The following is a 21,704-nucleotide window of genomic DNA, read 5'->3' as shown; positions in this document are numbered from 1 at the left end:
ATCATGAAGTCAGGCTATTAGCTGCTTATCTTCATCGGATGGAAGTAGAGACCTTGTCCCTTACACGTCTACCTATTCGCGTTCTCGCTCCCCTGCTGTTCGGTGTTCCGGTGCTGATCGTGGGAGTATGGTTGTCTTTGACGTGGAATCGGCAATCGCATCATGCCGTAACGCAGCTGGCCGAGCAGAGTATCGACGAGATCCACCGCACTACCGCTGGCAAGATCGCCGATGTCCTTTCGATTCCGGTCCAGGTATGCCAGATGAATAAGCATCTGGTCACCACCAAGGCTCTTCCCCCTGACGACCTGGCAGCCTGGCGGCCAACGTTCGTGCGCGAGTCGAAGACGTTCGATATGCTCAGCGCGATCTCGTGGGGTAGCGCCGATGGGCGGTCGGTCTGGGTCAGCCGCTATGCCGACGGCAGCACCTATTGGGCAATCAAAAGCGATTCGTCTTCCGAACAGATGGAAGAATGGAAGCTCAACAGCGCCGGAGAAGTCCTGCAAGACACACGCAACTCGTTTGAGTTTCGCCTGGAAACACGCCCCTGGTTTCAAGCACCCCGCGATGCCAAAAAGCCAAGCTGGAGCGATCCGTATGTCTGGGTCGGTGGCGGCAGTGGCGAAGAGACGACGCTGGGCATCTCGTACGGAATTCCCGTGTATCAGGCCGATCGCACGCTGCTGGGCATTGCCGATGCCGACTACTCGCTGAACGATCTTTCCAGCTACCTGGGTAAGCTGAAGATCGGCAAGACCGGCATGGCGTTCATGCTTTCGTCCGATGGCAAACTGCTGGCGACCTCGGACGGAACGAAGATCATCTCATCGGCAGGAAGCCAATTGCTGGCCACGGAGTCGGATAACCCCAAGATTCTGGCCGCGGCCAAATTCCTGGAAAGCCAGGACTCAGCCGGCGACGTCAGTACACATATCAATCTGGCTGGCGAAACGTTTTACCTGCACGCATCGCAGGTCGGACGCGAGGTAGGCCTTGACTGGCAGCTACTAACCATCGTGCCGGAAGACGATTTCGTGGGGGACATTCAAGCCGAGTTCGCCCGCAGTTGGATTACGAGCCTGATCGCGGTTGTGTTGGCGGTCGGCCTGGGGCTGCTGGCCGCGCACTGGCTGGTTAAGCCCCTGACAACCATCAGCGATTCAGTTCGGCGGATCGGCCAAGGGGACCTCGAAACGAAGCTGAATATCCAGCATGCTCCGGAGTACACCCACCTGGCCACCGAGATCAACAAGATGGCCGAGGGGCTGAAAGACCGCTTGCGGATGCAGAAGTCGTTGTCGCTGGCGATGGAAGTTCAGCGAAACTTGTTGCCTTCCCAGTCGCCGCAGATCCAAGGGCTCGACATTGCCGGCCACAGCACCTACTGCGACGAAACCGGCGGCGACTACTACGACTTTCTCGATGTCGGTGGCACCGATGAAGATACCGCCGTGCTGGTGATAGGGGACGTGATGGGGCACGGCGTGGCCGCTGCCCTGCTGATGGCAACTGCCCGCGGAATTTTGCGGAGCCGCTGCGCCGAGCCTGGCTCACTGGCCGACTTCCTGAATCACCTGAACGATATGTTGGTGATCGATACCAACGGCGAACGTTTCATGACGATGCTGCTAATCACCCTTTCCGCGAAGAAGGACACGATCCGCTGGGCATCCGCCGGCCACGGACCACCGATCATCTATACGCCCAACAGCGACAAGTTCCCGCAGCTCGACGGGGGCGGCCTGCCGCTGGGGCTGATGGAAGGAGAAACGTACGCCGAGTACTGGCAGCCCAACATCCTGCCCGGCACCGTCATCCTGGCCACCACCGACGGCCTGGAAGAAACCATGAACGAAGCAGGCCAGCAGTTCGGCAAACAGCGGCTGGAAGAACTCATCCGCAAAAACGCCGAGAAGACTTCCGAAGAGATCAGCCAAATCATCCGCCAGGCACTGGTGGGCTACCGAGGGACTGGTTCGCAGGATGATGACCTGACATTTGTAGTGGCCAAGGTTCTGTAGGCGTGCCCAACGCATCCGAAGCCCTGTAAGGGCACAGAGAATAGCCAGGGGTGTGAGCCCCTGAATGGAGAATAAGAGGACGGGGGCAAGACTGTTCGGCACGAGATTTGTCCGATGTGTTTTGTTATACCAGATGCGGCCTCGGGGGGGCGTTCTCTTGGGCTCACGTGCTGGGATTTTTGGCTGTTTTACCGTACAGTATGCCCTGTTCGCACGATTTGCCTCGGTGTGTGCACGCAGTACTCATCCATGTGCTGATCGCGATTGCCGGCCCGATCTCTTTCGGTCCCAATTTCGTGCAGCGATGCCAGCAGCGGGCGAATCGACTTGAAGAACTTCATCCCCTGAAGATCCCGCGCCTCAAGCTGCCCCTTCAGTTCCCCTGATTTCCGCCTGGTCACAAAAACCCTCGCCGCATGACAAACTGGCAGTTGCAATGCTTGTGAAATGTCATGCGCAAATCTCGTGCCGAACTGTATTGCCCCCGTCCCTTTTTCTTGTCGGAGAGAACAAAGAGTCCTGACACCTTTTCTTTCCCGTGAATCTGACACACTTTCAATTTCTTATAGTCTAAGCACTTGTAGAAACTTTGTTGAGGAGCCTTCCTTACTTAGACAATTCACCGTCGGACGCACGCCACTCTTCATACTCTCTGAGCTTCTCTTTGGAGGTGAGATTGTAAATTGGCGTACCATCTTCCCTATAAAACAAGCCGTTGCTTCCGAACAACATCCCGTTGTCTAGCGAACCCTCCCACCACAAGCTTCCGTCCGGATAGAATCCCTTAGATTCTCCTCCTATTACTCCATTTACACATATTCCCTCATGTTTTACCTCGCCGTTTACATAGAACTGGCGAAATCGGCCCTCCCTTACTCCATTCAGCATCGTCCACTCAACCGTACGCCCACTTGAGTCGGTAACCACAGTCTTGCCATTTTCAACCCACTGCGCATGTAGATCACTGCGATTATAAATAACGAAACTCTCTAGAATTTCACTTCTCCTACCTCCCTTAAAAACACGAAGCAGTTCGTTCGGCCGGTCCGCGACGTAGTCATATGACTTTCCCAACACATTAACTCCAGGAGATTTCTGATGTAGCTTCCACTTCTTACCGGCAAACTGAATCGTATCAGGGAATGCGAGTTCCTGCTCGACAATTGTCGCTTTCATGTTTCCGCTACTCTCTCTGTCATCTGAATTCGAATGCGGTGGATTCTTCATGCATCCCGCCAGAGCTCCAAATACAACGAGCATCAGTATACCATAACACGAAGCACTACTTGCCGTCACGCGGCTCAAGTGAACACTCCCGCCCTGCCCCTTGAAATCGCAATAAAAAGCACGAAAAGAGACTGCATTTTTGCTATATGCATTACTCACACTACTATTCACATGCATCATCCAATACCTCTTCAATCCTTACTCTCTCCGTAGTATACTCAATCTCCCAGTCTCCCTCGTCGAAAAGAATTCGATCGGTCACCTTGCGAGAATAATCGTACTGACCTATTAATTCCTGCCTATGCTGATAAAACCGCTTCCGCTGTTCAACCAAGCTCTTCAGGCTTTCAATTTCTAATTGTTTTAAATCCTGTACTTCGCCTTCAAGTGCATGTGAAGCACCAACCATACCATTAATTGCTCCAAGCAGGTCACCCATAATATCATTATATATCTCGACATACCCTACCTGAGTCGAGGCATACTCAAGTCCTTTTAGAATTTGGTTTGCGCGCCAAATCTCTTCGTGGAGTAATTGCCACTCGGGATTTGTAGTTCGGAATATATAGCTAACAGCCTTGTATTCATCTTCCTTTTCCAGATACGTTAACCGACGTACTGACACGCACTTGCCTTCTCGAATTTCCATAAAATCTTCGGGGGCGGAAAAGGTGTCAGGACTCTTTTTGGCCGCTACCTGTTTTCTTTGGTCGGCCTCTGGGGCGTAGGGTCGAGTCTAGATTGAGACGGCAGGCGGTCGATTGGGTCCATTTGGGGTCGCCCAGCGGGGAGCCTCGGCGGATGGCGTGTTGGATCGCGTTCACTTCCTTCGTCCGCCGTGAGGCGGACCACCAAGTGCCAGTGGTTGGGCATTAACTGGTAGGCCAGCAACTGGCATGGATACCGCGAAAGCCCCTCGGCTAAGATACGCTCGAAGGCATTGAAGTCCTCCGGCTTCTCGAAAATAGTCGCTTGTGCGTTGCCACGATTCAACGCATGATAAGCGCCCCCAGCCTCGTCCGCTCGCTTTGGCCTTCCCATGGAAGCAAGATAACACAAGCGGTGGAGGGAACAAAGAGTCCTGGGAGGGCATAAAGAGTCCTGACACCTTTTCTTCCCCCATACCGCCGTCCGCCGTGGGGCGGATCACCAAGTGCCAGTGGTTGGGCATCAACTGGTAGGCCAGCAACTGGCATGGATACCGCGAAAGCCCCTCGGCTAAGATACGCTCGAAGGCATCGAAGTCCTCCGGCTTATCGAAAATAGTCGCTCGTGCGTTGCCTCGATTCAACGCATGATAAACGCTCCCAGCCTCGTCCGCTCGTTTTGGCCTTCCCATGGAAGCATGATAACACAAGCGGTGGAGAGAACAAAGAGTCCTGACACCTTTTCTTCTCCATCTTTGATAAAATCGCATTAGGCGATTTAAGGTTGAGAATTAGCTTTTGACAAGACATGTGGTGTTAGTCGAAATCGGGCTTCGTCAGAAAGTCAATACGCGTCCTAGGCGAATTCGTAGGCAAGCAACTTTCGATTTGGTGTTTAAGGTGCGGTGTCTAACTTACTTCGAGACGAGCGTATCTTCTCTATATCAGTGCACAATTCCTTTGATACAATATCATATCTACCCAACTTTCTTGCAGCCCAAGCACGACTGCTGATAACACTCGCAATCTCTTGGTCGAGCGGGGCAACGTTCGATTGGGTTCGCAGTTTCTCAATAAGGTAACGCAGCCCTGCTTCGTGGCGAGATATAGTTGAAAGAGCACGCATGCGAGAAGACTTGTTGTGTGCGTTCAGAATATACGACGCCCACCAGCTATCCATCTCTTTGCTAGGCACCCGGTCAAGCTGCCCCAAGCGTATGAGGGAGTCTATTGCCAGAAGCGAGTGTGGGGTTCCCACGGCGTAGGTCTTTATGGCATGAACCAAGGCGTCGTGGTGCTTGGACTCGGTTACCCACTGCCAACGCGTGTAAAACATTGCCTCGATCAATGGGTCCTCGAATTCTCTATTCTTAAATGTCTCTCCGGTTCCGTTGAATGAAGGAGGACCAAGTTCTGCGATCCGAGCGAGCAAACGTAGGCGGTCTTGCTTGCTCAGAATTGACTCGGAAGTGAGTTGCCTGCTGTATTCCACGATCTTCCACATCTCAATGGCAGACGTGATCCGTTCTGCATCACGCCATCGCATCGAAGTGTCGTCAATTTGCAAGAGATCGCCACGCTGTCTGTATCGTTCATCCGCGATCCATTCCAATTTTTCACTCAATGAATCGTAAAGCTGGCCGATGCCTGAACTGCTTGAGAGATCAAAGACCTTGTTGGGATGTTCCAGCAATAGACGTAGCTGTGAACGATCATCCAACGATTGGTAGTACGTCTGATAATCGGTCACATTCTGCTTAAGTGTGGGCGTTTGCGCCAGGCCGAGGGTGTCGGCCAGCAAGTCGGAACGGTGGCTGTTTGGCAAGCCAACGCTTTGCATTTGAGAATAAGAGAACTCTTCCGATCCTGAACGCTCCGCAAACTCCTTTCCTAGCTGCGTCTGAATGACATCATGTGACTTGAGATCGATGGTCTTGTCGAACGCGGCATCCGTCAGTTCGAATCGTGTGTAAACAACCGAAGTATCTCCGGTCGCCGAATGCCATCGCAGTTCCGATAAGTCCGTACCGAACTTGAGCGTATCGCTGGGTGTTCGGAAGCGCAAGAAGAATCGCGAACCATCCGCCTGGCGAATGACCAACGTGGATGAGACTTCATCCCAGTGACACTCTGGAATCTCTTGGTTCGCCTGGATACTCATTTTGAAAGCGAGATCAAACAAGCATCTTCCACTGGTGTCATGCGGAAGATCGGACCATTCAACTTCCGTTTCGAACGGACGGCCATCGACGGATAAACGCCAGCTACCTCCGGTCGCGAACCACTTCGTCTGTGGAAGCCGTACAAACCCATGTCCATCCGACAAGAAGCCGTAATACGATCCTATCCAATGCTGCTGCAATATGCCCGATTGTCCATCCTCCCAGCGTGTCGGAGAACGAAATCCTTGAAATGCATTAGGATTCTGTGGGTGCTTTTCGATCGTGATCCGTTCGAATCCGCCCATAAGTTGGTTGTCGGACCCGAAAACGATATGCGCGTCTTGAATTTGCTCAAGGATTTGTCGGCAAGAACGGCTATTTACATCATGGGATGGAATTTTTGGAACGTAACATATTGGAGCTACCGCCTCTCCTGCCAGGCATTGGCTACCGAAATAGAAGCAGCACGCAGCAAAAAATGCAAAGCGAATGCAAAACTTAGCCAAAAACATTGCGATCGAAATCTTACCTAGTGAAATTAATTGTGCCAAAAATGCCGCCTTTTGTAGGTTATCCATCATCAATTACCTCCGTGACATTGCCGTCGAGGGTGATCGTGAAATTATTCGCTCCGACCGGCCGAGTAAGTGCAAAAATGCCGTTTATGCCGTAGGAGCCAATTCCTTCGGCGGTTACATTCTTTACCTCAAGGATTGCTGTGCCGGACCAGTTCACGCCACCGGGGAGATTGTTTCTCGTAATGGTTCCAATATCGAATGTGAATGTTTCTAATACTACTACCTTAGACAGCAAGTTCTTTTTTCGGTTTCGTTGCTGTCGCCGTTCATCCCATCGCGTATTCCTTTGACAACGGCCAGTGATATTTCAAGCGGTTTCCCCCATTCAATGGACGTTCTATCAAGTGTGCCCCTCACTTAATCTTTGCGCATTTTTTAGCAGGAAGTGGTTGAGGAACGGACCTCCGGGTAATGTCGAGGTAGCCGTGTTCCACAAGAACATGGCGGACAGCTCGACGGTGATGGATCGCTAGTAACATATCGGTTAGTGCATCTCCGCGGGTGCATGCTTCCTGGTTCAATTCTCTTTCGTATTGTAGACCAGCGGCGCGGAACGTGTCACGCTCGATGTCGTTGATGGGAACGCGAGCCGCGAAGCGGCTGGCGGGTGTTCCGGCGGCGAAGCCGCCGGGGTAGCTTGCTTCGTTGGCCCAGCGCTGGGCCGCATGAAGATCGTCGGTCGTCCAGTCGAGGTAACGTCCTTGACGGGCTGCCAGGTATTCGGTGCGGCGTTTCGCCGCCCCGATTCCGGCCTCGCAGGCCCCGTTGTAGCGAGGCATGCGAACCGGTGACAGCAGCGGTACGACCTGGTGATCCGTCAGCCAGGCACCGAAGTCGCCGCTCTTGAAGGCCGAGCCGTTGTCGCTCTTAAGCACCAGCGGTGCTCCATGCTCAAGCACCAGGGGCTGGAGCACACAGCGTTTTCACTGTCAGCCAGGCGACAGGCATCTTCCCCAATGTGAATGTCTTTGAATTGCGATGTGCCTACCAGGATGATAAAACTTGCCTATCCCCTGCCTGCCCCTTCCCATCTCGTTGCCTGCCTTTTCCGAGAGCCTGCCGTATGGATCGTCGTCATTTTCTTCTAGGGAGTCTTGCCGTGGGATTGAGTACGCGCGCGATCGCCGCGGACGAGCCGAGTGGTTTAGAGGAAGCAGACAAGGTACTTCGGCAGGCAACCGCCAGTGGCCAGGTCAAGTCGGCGACACTGCATGTCCTAAAGAATGGAAACGCCGTCACGCGCGCTTACGGTTCGGGTACGACGCCTGATTCGATGTTCCTGTTGGGCTCGATCTCGAAGCCGATCTGCGTCACCGCATTGATGCGCCTGTACGATCAGAATGAATTTCAGTTGGACGATAAGCTGAGCAAGTACCTACCGAAGTTCACCGGCGATGGGAAAGAGAACGTCACGCTACGTCACGTCTTGACGCATACCTCTGGACTGCCGGATCAGTTGGCCAACAATGCGGATCTGCGACGCAATCACGCAGGCCTCGAAAAGTTTGTCGAGTACGCACAGCAAGCCCCCCTTTCGTTCCAGCCCGGCTCGAACTACCAGTATTCGAGCATGGGCATCCTGCTGGCGACCCACGTGGCCGAGAAGCTGACGGGGAAAGACATTCTGTCTCTCGTCGAAGAGACGGTCTTCAAGCCGCTGAAGATGCAGCGTTCGGCCCAGGGGCTAGGGCGGTTCGCGCTCGAGGACATGGTACCTGCCCAAACCGAATTCGCCGCGCCGGAAGCCGGCAGTGGCGATCCCACGGCGAAGAACTGGGATTGGAACAGCCAATACTGGCGCAAGCTGGGAGCCCCTTGGGGAACGACCCATTGTTCGGCACCTGACGTGGCGAAGTTCCTGGCAGAGTATCTCTTCCTGAACGGCGCGGTGCTAAAGCCAGAGACCGCCAAGCTGGTGCGGTCGAACCAGAACCCTGCCGGAATCAAGCCGCGGGGCATTGGCTTTGATGTTGGCTCGCTGCTCGCCGGCGAGGGCTGTTCGGAAGAAACGTTTGGTCATAGCGGATCGACCGGGACCCTGGCGTGGGCCGATCCCGCCACCGAGACCATCTTTGTCGTACTGACTTCGCTGCCAGCTCGCGCGGTAACGCCCCACCCCCGTCAACTGGCCTCGGCGGCGATCGCGGCGCAGGGTTAGCTTGTCCCGCTGGCACCCGGGTTATTGGGAGGGCGAAGAATCTTTGGCGGAAAGCTTGTGATACTAGCGTCTGTAACTAGTCTATGAGATAGGCCAGCCAGCAAGGCTTCTTACTGCTGGCCCTGCTTGAAGCACGCTAAGTTGTGTGCCAGAAACGACATGCCATCCACTTTCAGGTGGCCATTCTGCCGTGTGCGCGGGCAACTCTTCCCCCGCTGTTATCTTCTTTGCAATCCCCAAAATCTGGGTAATTCGCATATTTTCTCTCATCGAGATATCCACACCTGTAACTACAATCGGGTGTATCGCAGCCCATTTTCAGTCACTCAGGGGGGGTCTCAAGCGGTGGGATCGTGCCTGAATCTGCCCTAACTTGTTTCGCGGGAGAAACACAATGAAAACTTTGGCATGTCTCTTGGCAGTCGCTATCACTTCCTTCGCGCTGGTTTCGGATGCGAAAGCCGCTGAACCCAACGGTAACGTCGACCAAGCGACCCTGGCCTCGATGGGCCTGTCGGGTCTGAGCGTCATGAGCGACGAAGAAGGCAAGAACGTCCGTGGTACTTTCGCGATCGCAGGTGGTTTCGGTACTTCCAACTTCCTGCGTAGCTCGCAATTCTCGTTCTACGGTGCCGCCGACGTCGGTCGTGGTCCGGACTTCGCCGCTGGTGGTAACAGCAGCCAGACCGGTCTGAACTACAGCAAGACGGTCTACGGTCCTCGCGGTATCATCCTGGGTGGCACCACCGTGAGTGTTGGTACCTACGCCGTTGGTAGTTCGTGGGCCTTCGCTGGTCGCTAAGCGAACACCCGTCAGCCAAGCAAGCAAAAACGGCCGCGTCGAAAGTGCTCGACGCGGCCGTTTTCTATTTCTTGGTCTAACCGATGAAGGCTATGGGTACGCCGGAAACGGAACCCGGAAAGGTTTTTCGGGGAAGGTGCGGATGATCTGATCGTCGAGCCAGCCTCGGGCCATCTCTTCGTGTCGCACTCCCAATTGCGATACATCCGACTTTGCCTTCCCCTTCTTAGCCACCACCAACACGGCGTTCTCGATCCAGATTCGCTCGAACTCGAATTGCGGAATCCGCAAGTTCCCCCGCGCCGGGTCGGCCAAAAATACCCAGCCGTTGGCCATGCCTCGCAGCACGACGAAGTGGTTCGTTTCTTCCAGGCGAATGGCCACCACCAGAGGTACCTTCACGTCGGCCAGTTCACTCATACTCAAGCGACCGATCGTCGAAAGGTAACCCAGCTTCACCGCCGTCAGACGCAGGTCGGAGATGGCCAGCCCGTTCTTAAAGCGTTCCTCGAGTTCTTCCCGCGTGAGTTGTTTCTCGATGACGCCGAGCACCTGGTTCTCGGTGACGGGGTCGCCCCAGTAATAGCGGCAGATGGTGGCCAGGGCCGCCGCGCCGCACGAAAAGTCGCGCTGCTGCTTGACGATATTTTGATCGCGAATAGCCGTCCACGTGCGGGCATAGGCCTGAATGTTATGGTCGTTGGTGCGTACCGGCGGGCCAAACTGCGACCGCGTCTGCGCCGTGGCCGCCGCGGCCAGCGCCACGGCAACACCCATGGCGATCACCGGTACGCAAATCAATTTGATCCTGGGGTAACGCAAAGGAGTTTCTCCAGCGGAAATTACAGCGTCCAAACGATCCCGACCACGGCGTCTGCCGCGTCGTCGCTCATGCCGATCTCGGCAAACGGTTCTACGATTCGCCCGCAACGGTAGGTCGTTGCAGCGAAACGCAGTCGCAACAGTTCCCGCATCGAGCCTGGTACACCGAGTCCATCGATCTGGGTTTCGGTTTGATACAGCCCCAGAAACGCAGTGCTCAGCGTGATGCGATCGTTCACCGCGAAACCAACGCCAAAGTTGTACGTAAACTGGTGACCATAGAAGACATCCTGGTCGTTGAACTGACGCTTGGCCTGGTAACGATAGCCACAGCCGTAAAAGTAAATGATTGGGTCGTAACGCTGAATCATCAGCAGTTGCACCGATGGTGCCCACACGCCGTTGGACAGCGTCGCTTGGGTCAGCCCGTTGACGGCATACTCGGCATCGCCGGTTGGGGCGGTCAAACCAAAGTTAAGAATCACGTCCGGCGAATAGCCGTAGCATCCTTCACGACACAGTAGGTTCACACCCAGTTCCAGGTCGCCGATACCGCCGTTGTCGCTGTTCTGATCGAACAAGCCCAGCGACGAGAACTCTTGATGCGACCAGCCAATGGGCAGGCTACCAGAAAGTTGAATTCGATCGGTCAAACCATATCGCAGCGCGAACGGCACGAACAGCGCACGACGTTTCAGATCAGCTCGGGCCACGCCGGATGGGTTTAAGGCAACGGGGAAATCGTAATCGGCTTTGGCATATACCAGTCCGACATCCATTTGCCACTGGCCTGGATCGAGAAGGACGCTTGACGTCCGCAGAAACTGAACGTTGAAGTCTTCCAGTGGTTCGCCATATTCCTGATCGCGACTGACCGGCGGATCGACCAGTTCGACTCTGCCGTTGGCGGGAATTTCAGGAAGTGGTGGCGGCAGCGGGCCAGGCTCTTGCTGCATGGCCGAGACCGGCATGATCGTACCGTTCCCATAACGCCAGACCAGCGAGGTGTCTTCGAAGTCGGAAGCGACGAACAGGGGTTCATCGATACGGAAGCTGTTGGATGTACCGTAGTCCCACTGCGCGCTGGCGATCGAGACCTGCCCGAGAAGCACGATGGCCGCGCCGATCAGCCCCTGGTAAAGGCGATTGGCAAGCCAGTGAGGCTGGCGGCGTGTCTGGGTTGTTCGCATCATCGTGTCGTTCCTTCGGGAAGCGAGCTGTGCGGGCTTTGAAACTTCCATATTAGGTAGCCTTATGTATGCTTCGTGTGCCGCGTTACCAAACGATGCCTGCCGAGATAGCGAAACCGACCAGGTCGAGCGAATCGGCCGGGGCCAATGCGTTCATCGTCAGTTCGCCGACGCCAATGTCGCCGACGGTCGACGTGGCACCAGCTGCGGCACCCAGTTCGCCCCAGTGCTGGTATTCAAACGCACCGCGAGCGAAGAACCGTCCACCCATGCACTTCAGCGGTGTGCTCCACTGGGCACCTACTTGGAACTCGGCAACGAAGATTGAATCGCTGTCGCCGGCGTAACCGAAGTTGGTATCGTCGGCGGAGCCGCCTGGTCGAACCAGTTGGGCGTGTGTCAGTGCCCCGGCGTACGAATCGCCGAACAGCACCGAGCCGCGAGCGTTCCAGAACCACTGCAGGCCGCAGCAGCAGTCGGCACAGCGATAGCCAGAGAGGGAGAACGTCAGGCCGTCCCCTTCAAACGTGGCGATCCCCGAAGCAAAGCCGGCATAGGTGGTCGTGCCGCCGCCATGGACGATCGCTCCGTTGAAGCCAATCGTTTCGTTGAATTCGCGCTGGGCATGTCGATAACCAAACGTACCGACCATGTTCCAGTCGTAGAAGCAGAACTCTTTGACCAATTCCAGGTCGAGCGCGAACATGTCCAGGTTCGTCCCTGAGGCGAAACCGTACGTGTCGGCGGTCAGCAGGAAAGGATTGGCATAGTTCGAGCTGCTGTTCAATTCCCAGTAACGTACCTGAAAACCCCAGCCATTATCACAAACGTAACCACCCCACAGACGCGGAGCTGGCACCAGGCCGCCAATGCCGTGGGCATCGGTCGAGAAGCTATCGGTTCGGCCGGCGATGTCGTCGGTGAAGCTCCAGCCGGCTTGATTGCCCCCCATCGGCGCGAGGAAAGTCGCTTCAACCCCCATCCGCCAGCCGGCGCGGCAATAGCCACATGCCGGACCGCAAGCAGGTGTTCCCGCGGCGGTTACTGGGTAGGTTTCTGCATTGGCCAGGTTGTCGAGCTTCTCGAACGAAATCGGGGCCATCACCGGATCTTGAGCAAGGTAGACCGGTCGGAAGATGTTATCCGTTTGGGCATACAGCGCAGTTGCCGCCGTGAACCAGGCAAACATCGTAACCAGGATGTGACGCATTTTCATTTCTGAATTCCTTTCAGCCACCGCCACAACCGGCGAGCTTTTCCACGCTCAAAAGGGATGCTTCGATCAACAACTGGGGCTTCGACAAGGATTAGTCGTTGCGTTCCCGCTATGCGGTGCTAGCGGCATGAATGTGCTAGCGGGCATAACAGGCAGAATCGTGTTCTCTGGCATCGTGCTTTCGAGGGGGTCACGATAAACAGAATGTTGGTAGCACCAACAACCGCTGCCACGAGACTAACCCCACCTTTCGGTACAGGCAGAACAACCGCGAGTCCTGGGAACCAAATCAGCGGGTGCCACGCCCAAGTCCGCTTGGGCGTGTTTGCAAGCGACTAAATAGTGACTGGGCGCGACGCTGTCGTGTGATCCCCGGTATCAAATTGCTGGAAATCGTTCAGTGCCACGGGGTATGATCACTCGAAGTCACCACACTGCCGCGATGTGAAAAAGTTGCCATTTCGAGGACGAACTTCCATGCCGTTTCCAACCCAGTTGAAAAAGAAAAGGGGACGGGGCATTTCGCATTAAAGATGTCGCACTAAAGCCCCCCGTCCCAATACTGTTCGGCACGAGATTTGCGCATGACATTTCACAAGCATTGCAACTGCCAGTTTGTCATGCAGCGAGGTTTTTTGTGGCCAGGCGGAAATCAGGGGAACTGAAGGGGAAGCTTGAGGCGCGGGATCTTCAGGGGATGAAGTTCTTCAAGTCGATTCGCCTGCTGCTGGCATCGCTGCACGAAATTGGGACCGAAAGAGATCGAGCCGGCAATCGCGATCTGCACATGGATGAGTACTGCGCGCAAACACCGAGGCAAATCGTGCGAAAAGGGCATTCTGCACGGTAAAACAGCCAAAAAATCCCAGCACGTGAGCCCAAGAGAACGCCCCCCCAAGATCGCATCTGGTACAACAAAACACATCGGTCAAATCTCGTGCCGAACAGTATTGCCCCCGTCCTCTTATCTTGTCGGAGGGAACAAAAAGTCCTGACACTTTTTCTTCCCCAGAATTTATCGGAGACCAGTTAATGCTGGACGGAATTAGTCAAGAGATTAGATGGCATGATCGCTTCCGACGCGCAGGCGTTGAATTTGAAGGAGGTCGTGAATAGCCAATGACGATGAAACCAATAATTCAAGACTCGTTTCCACAGGCTTCGGATAGTGATTTAGATAAACTTGAGAATCAGTGCGATATTTTGCTTCCACAATCGTACCGATCGTTCTTGAAGAAGACCAACGGTGGGTCATTTCCCTCGGACGTTTATTTTGGTCCAGATACAAGTCCAGTCAGTATCCAACTGTTCTACTCTATTAATTCGGAGTTCGACTATTTGGACCTACTGCTTGCAAATCTAAGGCTTTCTTGGATCCTTCCAGGCAAGTTTCTAGCGATTGCAGACACTGGGCTGGGAGATGTGATTTGTATTAATTCCGAAAGTGAGAGAGGAGAAGTGTGGCTGATTAGCCATGAAACTGAAGCTAACGAATGCCTCGCGGGCGAATTCGCGAAGTTCATCGATGAAATTCGTTACTCCGATCATCCCGATTTAGTGTCGTGGAGTGAAACAGAGGAACCTTTCAGATCAATTGAACAAGGAGATCTCGATGCGGTCGCCCTAATGGCACCACTAGAGTTTAGTACGACCAGCCAATTTGGATATTCGATGCTTGAGTGTGCTGCAGCGTCACGACAGCCCAGGATTGTTGAATTTTTACTAGGACGTGGCACCGAAATTAATTCTCGAACGAGTGATGGAATGACGCCGCTGATTTTGGCGTGTCGGTCGGGGTCCGTTGACGTCGTAGCGACACTGCTCGAGTACGGAGCTCGAATGGAAGATATTGACTCGAGTGGTCGAACCGCACTTCTATGGGCTCTTGTGCGCCAACATCCGCGAATTGCTAAGCTGCTAATTGAGAAAGGTGCCGACACTTCAATCAAAGATAAAAATGGAAATACTGCTTTCTCTCTTTCGCAATCTTTGCCCTTGAACAAATACATCTTACCGCTGTTGTAGATGCTTCTTCGTCGGATGTTCATCAGAAGCAGGAGTTCTATCGCCCTGTGAAAACTTCATTAGCGTCTCTTGTACAGTTGGTGAGTTTTCAGGATTACCGTTTCAAACGGGAAAGAAAAGGTGTCAGGACGACTCTGTAGAAAACTCAAGCCCACCAGAGAATCATAACATTGTGGGTCAGCACCATCAGGTGTAATTCTCTGTGTCGGCTTCCTTCTGATTTGCCTCGGACGAAGTTGCCTTGCCTACGTTTGATCATGCTCATCACGGTTTCGACCTGGCTTCTTTGACGGTAGGTTTCCGCATCGAAGTGGAGTTGCATCAGCCTACGATATCGGCCGCTGGCTGGCTTGCTGGTCGGGCGGCCGTGCTTGGCCGGGATAATCGTTCGCACTGATAACTTGTCTCGTGCGAACTTTTTGTAGCTTTGGCCAGAGCGATGCATTTTCCATCTTCAACTGCTAGTCGCTTGAATCCCTTAACGTTGGTTGGTTTGGAAAAGACCGTCGCCCGCTTTGGGCCAGCAATACTCTTACGCCCAAGAAGACTTGGCGTGGCGGACGGCTCGAGAGGCACGTGAGTTAAGCCTCACGACGACGACGTAATCGCCTTACTTCTTCGACCAGTCACGTCGTTGACGCGAACTGGGAATGCCCATCTTCTTGCGGTACTTGGTGACCGTACGACGGGCAACGTTCAGGCCGTCGTCTTTCAGCTTTTTGACCAGGTCGTCGTCCGACAGCGGTTTGGCTTTGTCTTCGTTGTCGATCACTTCCTGCAGACGCAGACGAATCTGATCCCAGGTCACTTCTTCGCCCGCTTCGTTCACCGTACCACCGGCGAAGAATGCTTTGAGCGGGAAGATACCGCGCGGGGTTTGAATGTACTTGTCGTCGACAGCGCGGCTGACGGTCGTCACATGCACGCCCACCTGATCGGCAATCTGCTGCATCTTCAGCGGCGTGATGTGCTCGGGGCCGTTGTCGATGAAGTCCTTCTGGTAGTCGACAATCGCCTGGGCGACGCGGCTAAGGGTGTTCTGACGCTGGATGATGGCGTCGATAAGCCACTGGGCTGCGTTCAGCTTGCGCTTGATGAACTCTTTCTCTTCCCGCGTGGCCGTCGGGCTGGAAAGTCGTTCGCGGTAATAGTTACTGATGCGCAGTTGGGGAATGTCACGGTCCTCGGCTTGCACGGTGTAGCGGCCATCTTCGTCGATGTCGAGCATCAGGTCGGGAATGACGTTGGCGACGTGCGAATCGTTGTAGATCGAACCAGGCTTCGGGTCCAAGCGGCGTAGTTCGCTCCAGGCTGCTTGAATGCGTTCGATCGAGAATCCTGTCGCCTTCTGGATTTGCGGCAGACGATTATCGCGTAGGTCTTCCAGGTGATTCATGATCAGCGTGCGCAGTTCGTCGTAGAACATCCGCGACGGATCGATTTGTAGCAGCAAGCACTCACGCAGATCGCGAGCACCCACACCGGCCGGGTCGAGCGACTGCACGACGTGAAGTGCTTCCTGGGCGATCTCCCGCAGTTCGTCGTCGGCATCGGCCGGCAGCAGGTCTTCCAGGCTCGTCGTCAGGTAGCCGTTGCTGTCCAGCGCCGAAATGATGCGCTCGGCCCATTCACGGACCTGCGGCTCGATGGTGAGTTCGTATAGTTGGTGATCGAGGTGGTCTTGCAGCGTTTCGGGACGAGACTGAACGTTGGCCAGCGCGTCCATACGGCGTTCGGCGTCTTCTTCCATCTGGCCAGAAGAGCGTTGCGGACGTTCGTCGAAGGTGTCGGGGTACTGCTGGTCCATTTCCAACAGGCGTTCGAAGTCGTCGGCATTGTCTTTGCCGTCTTCGACCACGAATTCCTCTTCGGACTCGCTACGCGATTCATATTCGTCTCGCGGCGATTCATCCGTATCGCTCGCTTCCTGTTCCTGAACTTCGAGCATCGGATTTTCGTTCATCTCCTGCTCGATCTTCTCTTGCAGGGCCAGAACGGGGAGTTGCAGAATTTCCATGGATTGAATCATCCGTGGGGCCAGAACTTGCTTCTGGACCATCTTCTGCTCGAGACCGAAGGACATTCTCATGGGAATGATTCCGTAGCTGTTGGGAAGTGGGTTGCTGGAAGCGAAGACGTTGTCGTCAACTTGCAGCGATCATTGGATGAACCAGTTTGCCTTCTTGGCTCACCCAAAGTGTGGTTAAAGCGATTGCCGGCCTGTCATGGCGTCGGCAAGCACTTCCTTGTTGGCGAATTCGAGAACGCTACCGGCGGTAACACCTCGCGCCAAACGGGTTAACTTAACCGGGAAATCGGCCAGCAGGCTGGAAATGTGCAGCGCTGTGCCGTCTCCTTCGGTCGTGGGATTGGTGGCCATGATCACTTCGCGAATGTCCCCTTGGGAAACGCGCTTGACCAGGGCATCGATGGTGAGTTGATCCGGGCCGATTCCTTCCAGCGGAGCGATGCGCCCCAGCAAGACATGGTACAGGCCCGGGAACACGCCGGACTGCTCGAGCGCGATCAAATCGCGTGGTTGTTCTACCACGCACAAGATCGACGCGTCGCGCTGGGGATCTTTGCAGATACTGCACAGGTCCCCTTCCGACAGATTGAAGCAGCGGCTGCAGTAGCGGACGTTTTCTTTGACGTCGCGGATCGCGTCTGCCAGCCCCAGGGCTTCGTCTTTATTCACGCGAAGCAGGTGATAGGCAACGCGCTCGGCACTTTTCCGGCCGATGCCAGGCAGCTTGGAAAGCTGATCGATCAATCGAACCACCGATTCAGTCAGCTGCGCCATTCACCTCGCTCCTTCATGTGGGTTGTTGTGGTTGCTTTCCGAAAGCCAACCTTATTGACCGAACTGGCTCAACGCTTGATCCAGGCCGGGGACATTCAGTCCGCTGGTCACCGATTGCATCATCTCTTGATGCAACTCTTTGCCTTTGGCCTGGGCATCGTTAACGGCCTGCGGAATGAGTTCTTCGATCAGGTCCTTGTCGCCATCAGCGATCAACTGCGGATCGATGGTGATGCTGACCAACTCACCGTGTCCCGTGCAGATCGCTTCGACAAGGCCGGCACCGGCAGTTCCCTTCACACGCTTGTTGCGAAGTTCTTCCTGCATGGCCTTCATACCCTGACCGACTTGCTGGGCCTGCTGCATCATGCTGGCGATATTGCCAAGATTCTTGAACACGGACGTCTCCTTTTCAGTGAAACATATTCCTGTCCCCTCTCCCTTGGGGAGGGCGAGGGAACATTTTTCTGCATGCCAACGGCATGATTACCGCGTAAAGTTTAGCTCAGCCAATGGCCGAAACTTCCCCTACATGCGAAAAGCGTGCCAAGTTCTGCAGAAAATTTAGCTGGCGTCCGAATCACGGACTCCGCTCACTTCCGCATCAAACAGATCCATCGCCTTTTGGACGAATGGTTCCTGTTCGGCCTGTAGTCGAGCTCGTAGACGACCCTCTTGAGCCGATCGCTCGGGAGACATGTGTTGATCGGGCTTTCGACCGGCATTGGGGTCTTCCAATACCCGAAAATCGATCGTGTAACTGTCTCCGCACATCTCGCGGAAGGCCTTCTCCAGGACTTCCTGGCTTCTGGGCCGTCGCAAAGCTTCGACAGCCGAATTATACGTCGAGAAAAAATCAACGACTAGCCGATTTGGCCCAGAAATTGCTACCGCGTGCCCTTGCCGGGCGTAATCACCGATAAGGCCCGGTAAATCTTCCACAATCTTTTTCCATACCGAGAATGCATTTTTCTCGGTAATCACCAGTTTGGGGGCCTCGCCGGGAACTATTTCGGGCGGCGGAGCCGGTGCCGGTGGTGGATCGACGGCCACGGGAGGTGCCGGGGGATCGACCGGGCGTATCGGAATCGTCTCAGGTGCCGGCGGTGCTACTGGGGGGCTATCGACTGTTTTTTTTTGAGGTTCCACCGCGCGCGGAGTTATCGAAGCCGACTTCGCTGGAAGGCCACCTTCCTTGAGCGTTGCGATCAGCGTGCCCAGGCTTTCCAGGTCGTTCAGCTGGCAAATACGTATGACGGCCGCTTCGGCCAGAACCTGACCATACGTGCTGCGGTGCAATCGAACCAGCGTTTCGTCCAGGCACTGAACCGCGGCCAAAAGCTTCGCCAGACCTGCCTGGGTGGCCATGGCCTGTGCTTGATCGACTGCACCAGGCGAAATCGTTTGCAGCAGGTCAGGCGACCCGCCAGAACCGAGCACCATCAAGTCGCGGAACAATCGTAACAACTGCTCCAAAAGCTGACCCGGGTCGACCCCTTCGGTAAAGACCGCATGCACCGTTTGCAGCGCGCTGGCCGCATCGGACGCGAGAACCTGCCCGGCGAGATCGACGATCTGCTGATTGTCGGCCGTACCCAGCAGGCGATGGACCGATTCGACGGTGATCTGCGAGTCACCGAACGCCAGAATCTGTTCCAGCAGCGACTGGCTATCGCGCATCGAACCGTTCGCCCGGCGGGCAATCAGCTTCAGCGCTTCGTCATCGGCCGGAACCTGCTCGGTGTCAACGATATGCCGCAGCCGGCCAACGATGTCTTCGGGCAGAATCCCGCCGAAGTCGAACCGCTGGCAGCGCGATAGAACCGTGATCGGAATACGTTCGGGGTCGGTCGTGCAGAAGATGAACTTGGCGTGGTCCGGCGGTTCTTCCAAGGTTTTCAGCAGCGCGTTGAACGCTTCCTTGGTGAACATGTGGACTTCGTCGATGATGTAGATCTTGAAGCGAGCGCGGCTGGGGCGGACGTTGATATTGGCCCTCAACTGGCGGATTTCTTCAATACCGCGATTCGAGGCACCGTCGATTTCGAGCACATCGACATCTTCGCCGGCGGTCACGCTCTCGCAGATCTCGCACTCGTTGCACGGAGTGGCGGTCGGTCCCTTCACGCAGTTGAGTGCCTTGGCGAAGATACGCGCCGAGGAAGTCTTGCCGACCCCGCGAGCCCCGGTGAACAGATAGGCGTGCCCTACCCTGTTGCGGGCAATCGCATTGCCTAATGCCGTGGCGACACGCTGCTGGCCGACCAATTCGCCGAACGACTGTGGCCGATAACGCCTGGCAACGACCAGGTAGTCGGGAGAACTATTTTGCTCAGCCACGATCCCTCTCAACCGGCTAAGGACTTTTCGCGAGAAGCCGAGCCGAAAGCATCGGTCTCGTCAGATAAACGCTTACCCAAACTTAGGGCAACGATGCAGTTTGACGCACAACCGGCGGCAAATCAACCGTGGCACTTACCGTCAGGACCTCGGCCGTGTGCCACGGGGCTCTGGTCAGTGCGAACCCGGTACCGGTGCTTCACCAAACACCGACGTAGGCAACAAAAAAGACTGCCTTGGAGGAACCCCCGCACAAAGGTTGCAAAGTTTTGGCTGCTCCAGTTAAGGCCTGACCAGATAACCAAACTTCCCATCGCGGGGATTGCTCGAAAGCAGTCTTATCCGTTGTTCGTTCTTTCCCCGACTATCTTGGAGTGACCCTCGCACAAAAGTCCTCCAGGTGTGGCTGCTCCAGTTAAGGCCTGACCAGGTTGCTAGATTTCCCCTTGCGAGGGTCGCTCTAAGACAGTCCGGGAAAACGAGTTATGCTACCGGCTAGGTGGGCAGTTGTCAAAGGGGGTGTTGGGCGTGCCCCGAAATGGTTGCATGCGGGATTCTTAGAGGGGAAACTGTTTCGGGTGCCTTGCTTACGTCTGCGTGGGCATGCGGTCAACTAAGATTGATGAACTTACGCTATGAATAAGTGGCATCGCATCCTATTAATCGTGTTACTGCTGTTGTTCCTTTGCCCGTTTATGCTGGGCTGGATAACACCGGGTGAGTACCTCTCGGAGTTGAAACAGTTTGTCGTCGAGCGAATTCTGTTTTAGCGGGCCGGCCATAATGCTTAACGTATGTTGTAAATCGCTCATCGCGTTCATCGTGCTCTTTGTTCTATTGCAGTCGGCACACGCCCAGCCGATAGTCGCCCGGGCCGATAGTATCGAAAGCATGGTCATCAACGCCGATCTCGTCTTTGTGGCCAGACTGGTCAAGATTGGCGATGCGCAGAAGGTCGAGGGACGCGATGTTTACAGCACGACAATCGACGTCGAGCAGAACTTGAAACGGGAAATCTTCAACGACGACCCGTACGATCGGGTTCAAGCGGACATTTCGCGTGACTTGAGCGTACTCAACGATTGGCTGGAGCACTCGTCCCGCTTGCTGATATTGTACGACCAGAACTCGCCCTACCAGACGAACGTGATCGAACTAGTGCCTGGCAAGATGGAAGTCATGCAGGCCGACTTCAGTCTGCTACGCGAGCCGGACGAAGTGATTCGTGCCATCAAAGAAGCTCTTAAGCACTGGTCGCCAGCCATCCGGCGCATTCACACGTTCGGTCTGTATGTCCCCCGTAATCGAATCGTCGGTACGCAGTGGGAGAAGTACCACGGCCTCATCCTGAATGTGCCGGTGAACCAAGAGTTGGAAGAACGAGCGATCGAGTTTACGCGCTCGGAAAATTATCTGGAGCGCGAACAAGGGGTCCGCGCCCTGCGGTATTTCAAATCGGACGAGAACATTGCTCGCTTGAAGGCATTTCTAGAGGACTCAGGCTGGGCCTATCTGCAACATGCGGAGCAGAACAATGGTATCGAAGTGCGGTTTTATGGCATTCGAGAAGCGGCTTACAACACGCTGAAGTACTGGGGAGTCGATGCGCAGAAGCCTGTGACCCGAGAAGAAGTCAGGCTGCCGGCTGGGGATGATCCCGTCAAGTAGTCGATTTTCTTGCGGCAAATAGGCCCGATTTCTACACTTGTG

Annotated in this window: 22 protein-coding genes, 1 other RNA gene and 1 pseudogene; 7 read left to right on the top strand and 17 right to left on the bottom strand. The window is 55.0% G+C overall.

From position 1 onward, the window contains the following. Positions 1–53: 53 nt before the first annotated feature. Entirely contained in the window at positions 54–2,024 is a 1,971-nt protein-coding gene (locus C5Y96_RS11040; protein WP_158261178.1) for a SpoIIE family protein phosphatase, read from the top strand. A 188-nt stretch (positions 2,025–2,212) separates the two neighbouring features. Here the strand turns inward: C5Y96_RS11040 and C5Y96_RS27080 are convergent, their stop codons facing one another. The 8 genes and pseudogenes from C5Y96_RS27080 to C5Y96_RS11005 all read right to left on the bottom strand — a co-directional run bounded on the left by C5Y96_RS27080 (position 2,213) and on the right by C5Y96_RS11005 (position 7,552). Continuing rightward, positions 2,213–2,425 carry a hypothetical protein gene (locus C5Y96_RS27080; protein ID WP_146115622.1) on the bottom strand — a complete coding sequence of 71 codons (213 nt, stop codon included), beginning with the start codon at positions 2,423–2,425 and terminating at the stop codon, positions 2,213–2,215. Between the two features lie 205 nt (positions 2,426–2,630). Then, complete coding sequence (locus C5Y96_RS11035; RefSeq protein WP_146115621.1) at positions 2,631–3,431, bottom strand: toxin-antitoxin system YwqK family antitoxin; 801 nt, start codon at positions 3,429–3,431, stop codon at positions 2,631–2,633. Next, complete coding sequence (locus tag C5Y96_RS11030; protein WP_105353084.1) at positions 3,415–3,900, bottom strand: hypothetical protein; 486 nt, start codon at positions 3,898–3,900, stop codon at positions 3,415–3,417. Before C5Y96_RS11030 ends, C5Y96_RS11035 begins: the two co-directional genes overlap by 17 nt. A 44-nt stretch (positions 3,901–3,944) precedes the next feature. Continuing rightward, on the bottom strand, positions 3,945–4,292 hold the full coding sequence (locus C5Y96_RS11025; protein WP_105353082.1) for a transposase: 348 nt from the start codon (positions 4,290–4,292) through the stop codon (positions 3,945–3,947). 154 nt (positions 4,293–4,446) lie between these two features. Next, positions 4,447–4,590 (bottom strand): annotated as a pseudogene (locus C5Y96_RS28135) (hypothetical protein); the annotation flags it as partial. 203 nt (positions 4,591–4,793) lie between these two features. Beyond that, entirely contained in the window at positions 4,794–6,641 is a 1,848-nt protein-coding gene (locus C5Y96_RS11015; RefSeq protein WP_146115620.1) for a hypothetical protein, read from the bottom strand. Beyond that, positions 6,631–6,873: a hypothetical protein gene (locus C5Y96_RS11010; RefSeq protein WP_105353078.1), complete on the bottom strand. Its 243-nt coding sequence runs from the start codon at positions 6,871–6,873 to the stop codon at positions 6,631–6,633. Before C5Y96_RS11010 ends, C5Y96_RS11015 begins: the two co-directional genes overlap by 11 nt. 118 nt (positions 6,874–6,991) lie before the next feature. Continuing rightward, the gene (locus C5Y96_RS11005; protein WP_105353076.1) at positions 6,992–7,552 is read right to left on the bottom strand and encodes a DDE-type integrase/transposase/recombinase; all 561 of its coding nucleotides are present in this window, start codon (positions 7,550–7,552) and stop codon (positions 6,992–6,994) included. Between the two features lie 185 nt (positions 7,553–7,737). Here C5Y96_RS11005 and C5Y96_RS11000 point away from each other — a divergent pair, with 185 nt between their 5' ends. Further along, positions 7,738–8,796 (top strand): serine hydrolase domain-containing protein, encoded by a 1,059-nt coding sequence (locus tag C5Y96_RS11000; RefSeq protein WP_233198910.1) that lies wholly within the window; start codon positions 7,738–7,740, stop codon positions 8,794–8,796. A 394-nt stretch (positions 8,797–9,190) separates the two neighbouring features. Beyond that, on the top strand, positions 9,191–9,598 hold the full coding sequence (locus C5Y96_RS10995; RefSeq protein WP_105353071.1) for a hypothetical protein: 408 nt from the start codon (positions 9,191–9,193) through the stop codon (positions 9,596–9,598). 90 nt (positions 9,599–9,688) lie between these two features. Here the strand turns inward: C5Y96_RS10995 and C5Y96_RS10990 are convergent, their stop codons facing one another. From C5Y96_RS10990 to C5Y96_RS10980, 3 genes are all read right to left on the bottom strand, one after another. Next, a complete protein-coding gene (locus tag C5Y96_RS10990; protein WP_146115619.1) occupies positions 9,689–10,420 on the bottom strand; it encodes a C39 family peptidase in 732 nt (243 codons plus the stop codon). 20 nt (positions 10,421–10,440) lie between these two features. Further along, the gene (locus C5Y96_RS10985) at positions 10,441–11,613 is read right to left on the bottom strand and encodes a transporter (RefSeq protein ID WP_105353067.1); all 1,173 of its coding nucleotides are present in this window, start codon (positions 11,611–11,613) and stop codon (positions 10,441–10,443) included. Positions 11,614–11,695: 82 nt separating this feature from the next. Beyond that, positions 11,696–12,826 (bottom strand): hypothetical protein, encoded by a 1,131-nt coding sequence (locus C5Y96_RS10980; protein WP_105353065.1) that lies wholly within the window; start codon positions 12,824–12,826, stop codon positions 11,696–11,698. A 637-nt stretch (positions 12,827–13,463) separates the two neighbouring features. Between C5Y96_RS10980 and C5Y96_RS27340 the strand changes: the two genes are divergently transcribed. Further along, positions 13,464–13,676: a hypothetical protein gene (locus tag C5Y96_RS27340; protein WP_158261177.1), complete on the top strand. Its 213-nt coding sequence runs from the start codon at positions 13,464–13,466 to the stop codon at positions 13,674–13,676. Between the two features lie 269 nt (positions 13,677–13,945). Next, entirely contained in the window at positions 13,946–14,851 is a 906-nt protein-coding gene (locus C5Y96_RS10975) for an ankyrin repeat domain-containing protein (protein ID WP_105353063.1), read from the top strand. A gap of 145 nt (positions 14,852–14,996) precedes the next feature. Here C5Y96_RS10975 and C5Y96_RS28130 read toward each other — a convergent pair whose 3' ends face one another. From C5Y96_RS28130 to ffs, 6 genes are all read right to left on the bottom strand, one after another. Beyond that, the gene (locus C5Y96_RS28130; RefSeq protein WP_105353061.1) at positions 14,997–15,296 is read right to left on the bottom strand and encodes a transposase; all 300 of its coding nucleotides are present in this window, start codon (positions 15,294–15,296) and stop codon (positions 14,997–14,999) included. A 165-nt stretch (positions 15,297–15,461) separates the two neighbouring features. Beyond that, on the bottom strand, positions 15,462–16,940 hold the full coding sequence (gene rpoN / locus C5Y96_RS10965; protein WP_105353059.1) for an RNA polymerase factor sigma-54: 1,479 nt from the start codon (positions 16,938–16,940) through the stop codon (positions 15,462–15,464). 114 nt (positions 16,941–17,054) lie between these two features. Next, the gene (gene recR, locus C5Y96_RS10960; protein WP_105353057.1) at positions 17,055–17,654 is read right to left on the bottom strand and encodes a recombination mediator RecR; all 600 of its coding nucleotides are present in this window, start codon (positions 17,652–17,654) and stop codon (positions 17,055–17,057) included. A 51-nt stretch (positions 17,655–17,705) separates the two neighbouring features. Beyond that, the gene (locus C5Y96_RS10955; protein WP_233198909.1) at positions 17,706–18,053 is read right to left on the bottom strand and encodes a YbaB/EbfC family nucleoid-associated protein; all 348 of its coding nucleotides are present in this window, start codon (positions 18,051–18,053) and stop codon (positions 17,706–17,708) included. 165 nt (positions 18,054–18,218) lie between these two features. After that, positions 18,219–19,994 carry a DNA polymerase III subunit gamma/tau gene (gene dnaX, locus C5Y96_RS10950; protein ID WP_233198908.1) on the bottom strand — a complete coding sequence of 592 codons (1,776 nt, stop codon included), beginning with the start codon at positions 19,992–19,994 and terminating at the stop codon, positions 18,219–18,221. 367 nt (positions 19,995–20,361) lie between these two features. Then, positions 20,362–20,457, bottom strand: an RNA gene (gene ffs / locus C5Y96_RS10945) — signal recognition particle sRNA small type. A gap of 172 nt (positions 20,458–20,629) precedes the next feature. Between ffs and C5Y96_RS27985 the strand changes: the two genes are divergently transcribed. Both C5Y96_RS27985 and C5Y96_RS10940 read left to right on the top strand, forming a co-directional pair. After that, the gene (locus C5Y96_RS27985; RefSeq protein WP_261341387.1) at positions 20,630–20,764 is read left to right on the top strand and encodes a hypothetical protein; all 135 of its coding nucleotides are present in this window, start codon (positions 20,630–20,632) and stop codon (positions 20,762–20,764) included. 13 nt (positions 20,765–20,777) lie between these two features. Further along, positions 20,778–21,662: a hypothetical protein gene (locus tag C5Y96_RS10940; protein ID WP_105353055.1), complete on the top strand. Its 885-nt coding sequence runs from the start codon at positions 20,778–20,780 to the stop codon at positions 21,660–21,662. Positions 21,663–21,704 lie beyond the last annotated feature (42 nt).

Source organism: Blastopirellula marina, from assembly GCF_002967715.1.
Taxonomy (GTDB): domain Bacteria; phylum Planctomycetota; class Planctomycetia; order Pirellulales; family Pirellulaceae; genus Bremerella; species Bremerella marina_B.
The sequence above is the reverse complement of the archived record's forward strand: the minus strand, read 5'-3'. Positions and strand labels throughout refer to the sequence as shown.

Excerpts from the sequence above, each read along its gene's own strand:
- C5Y96_RS11035 (WP_146115621.1), bottom strand. The coding sequence starts at position 3,431 with ATGATGCATGTGAATAGTAGTGTGAGTAATGCATATAGCAAAAATGCA.
- C5Y96_RS11030 (WP_105353084.1), bottom strand. The coding sequence starts at position 3,900 with ATGGAAATTCGAGAAGGCAAGTGCGTGTCAGTACGTCGGTTAACGTAT.
- C5Y96_RS11025 (WP_105353082.1), bottom strand. The coding sequence starts at position 4,292 with ATGGGAAGGCCAAAGCGAGCGGACGAGGCTGGGGGCGCTTATCATGCG.
- C5Y96_RS11015 (WP_146115620.1), bottom strand. The coding sequence starts at position 6,641 with ATGATGGATAACCTACAAAAGGCGGCATTTTTGGCACAATTAATTTCA.
- C5Y96_RS10995 (WP_105353071.1), top strand. The coding sequence starts at position 9,191 with ATGAAAACTTTGGCATGTCTCTTGGCAGTCGCTATCACTTCCTTCGCG.
- C5Y96_RS10985 (WP_105353067.1), bottom strand. The coding sequence starts at position 11,613 with ATGATGCGAACAACCCAGACACGCCGCCAGCCTCACTGGCTTGCCAAT.
- C5Y96_RS10980 (WP_105353065.1), bottom strand. The coding sequence starts at position 12,826 with ATGAAAATGCGTCACATCCTGGTTACGATGTTTGCCTGGTTCACGGCG.
- C5Y96_RS10975 (WP_105353063.1), top strand. The coding sequence starts at position 13,946 with ATGACGATGAAACCAATAATTCAAGACTCGTTTCCACAGGCTTCGGAT.
- C5Y96_RS28130 (WP_105353061.1), bottom strand. The coding sequence starts at position 15,296 with ATGCATCGCTCTGGCCAAAGCTACAAAAAGTTCGCACGAGACAAGTTA.
- rpoN (WP_105353059.1), bottom strand. The coding sequence starts at position 16,940 with ATGAGAATGTCCTTCGGTCTCGAGCAGAAGATGGTCCAGAAGCAAGTT.
- recR (WP_105353057.1), bottom strand. The coding sequence starts at position 17,654 with ATGGCGCAGCTGACTGAATCGGTGGTTCGATTGATCGATCAGCTTTCC.
- C5Y96_RS27985 (WP_261341387.1), top strand. The coding sequence starts at position 20,630 with ATGAATAAGTGGCATCGCATCCTATTAATCGTGTTACTGCTGTTGTTC.
- C5Y96_RS10940 (WP_105353055.1), top strand. The coding sequence starts at position 20,778 with ATGCTTAACGTATGTTGTAAATCGCTCATCGCGTTCATCGTGCTCTTT.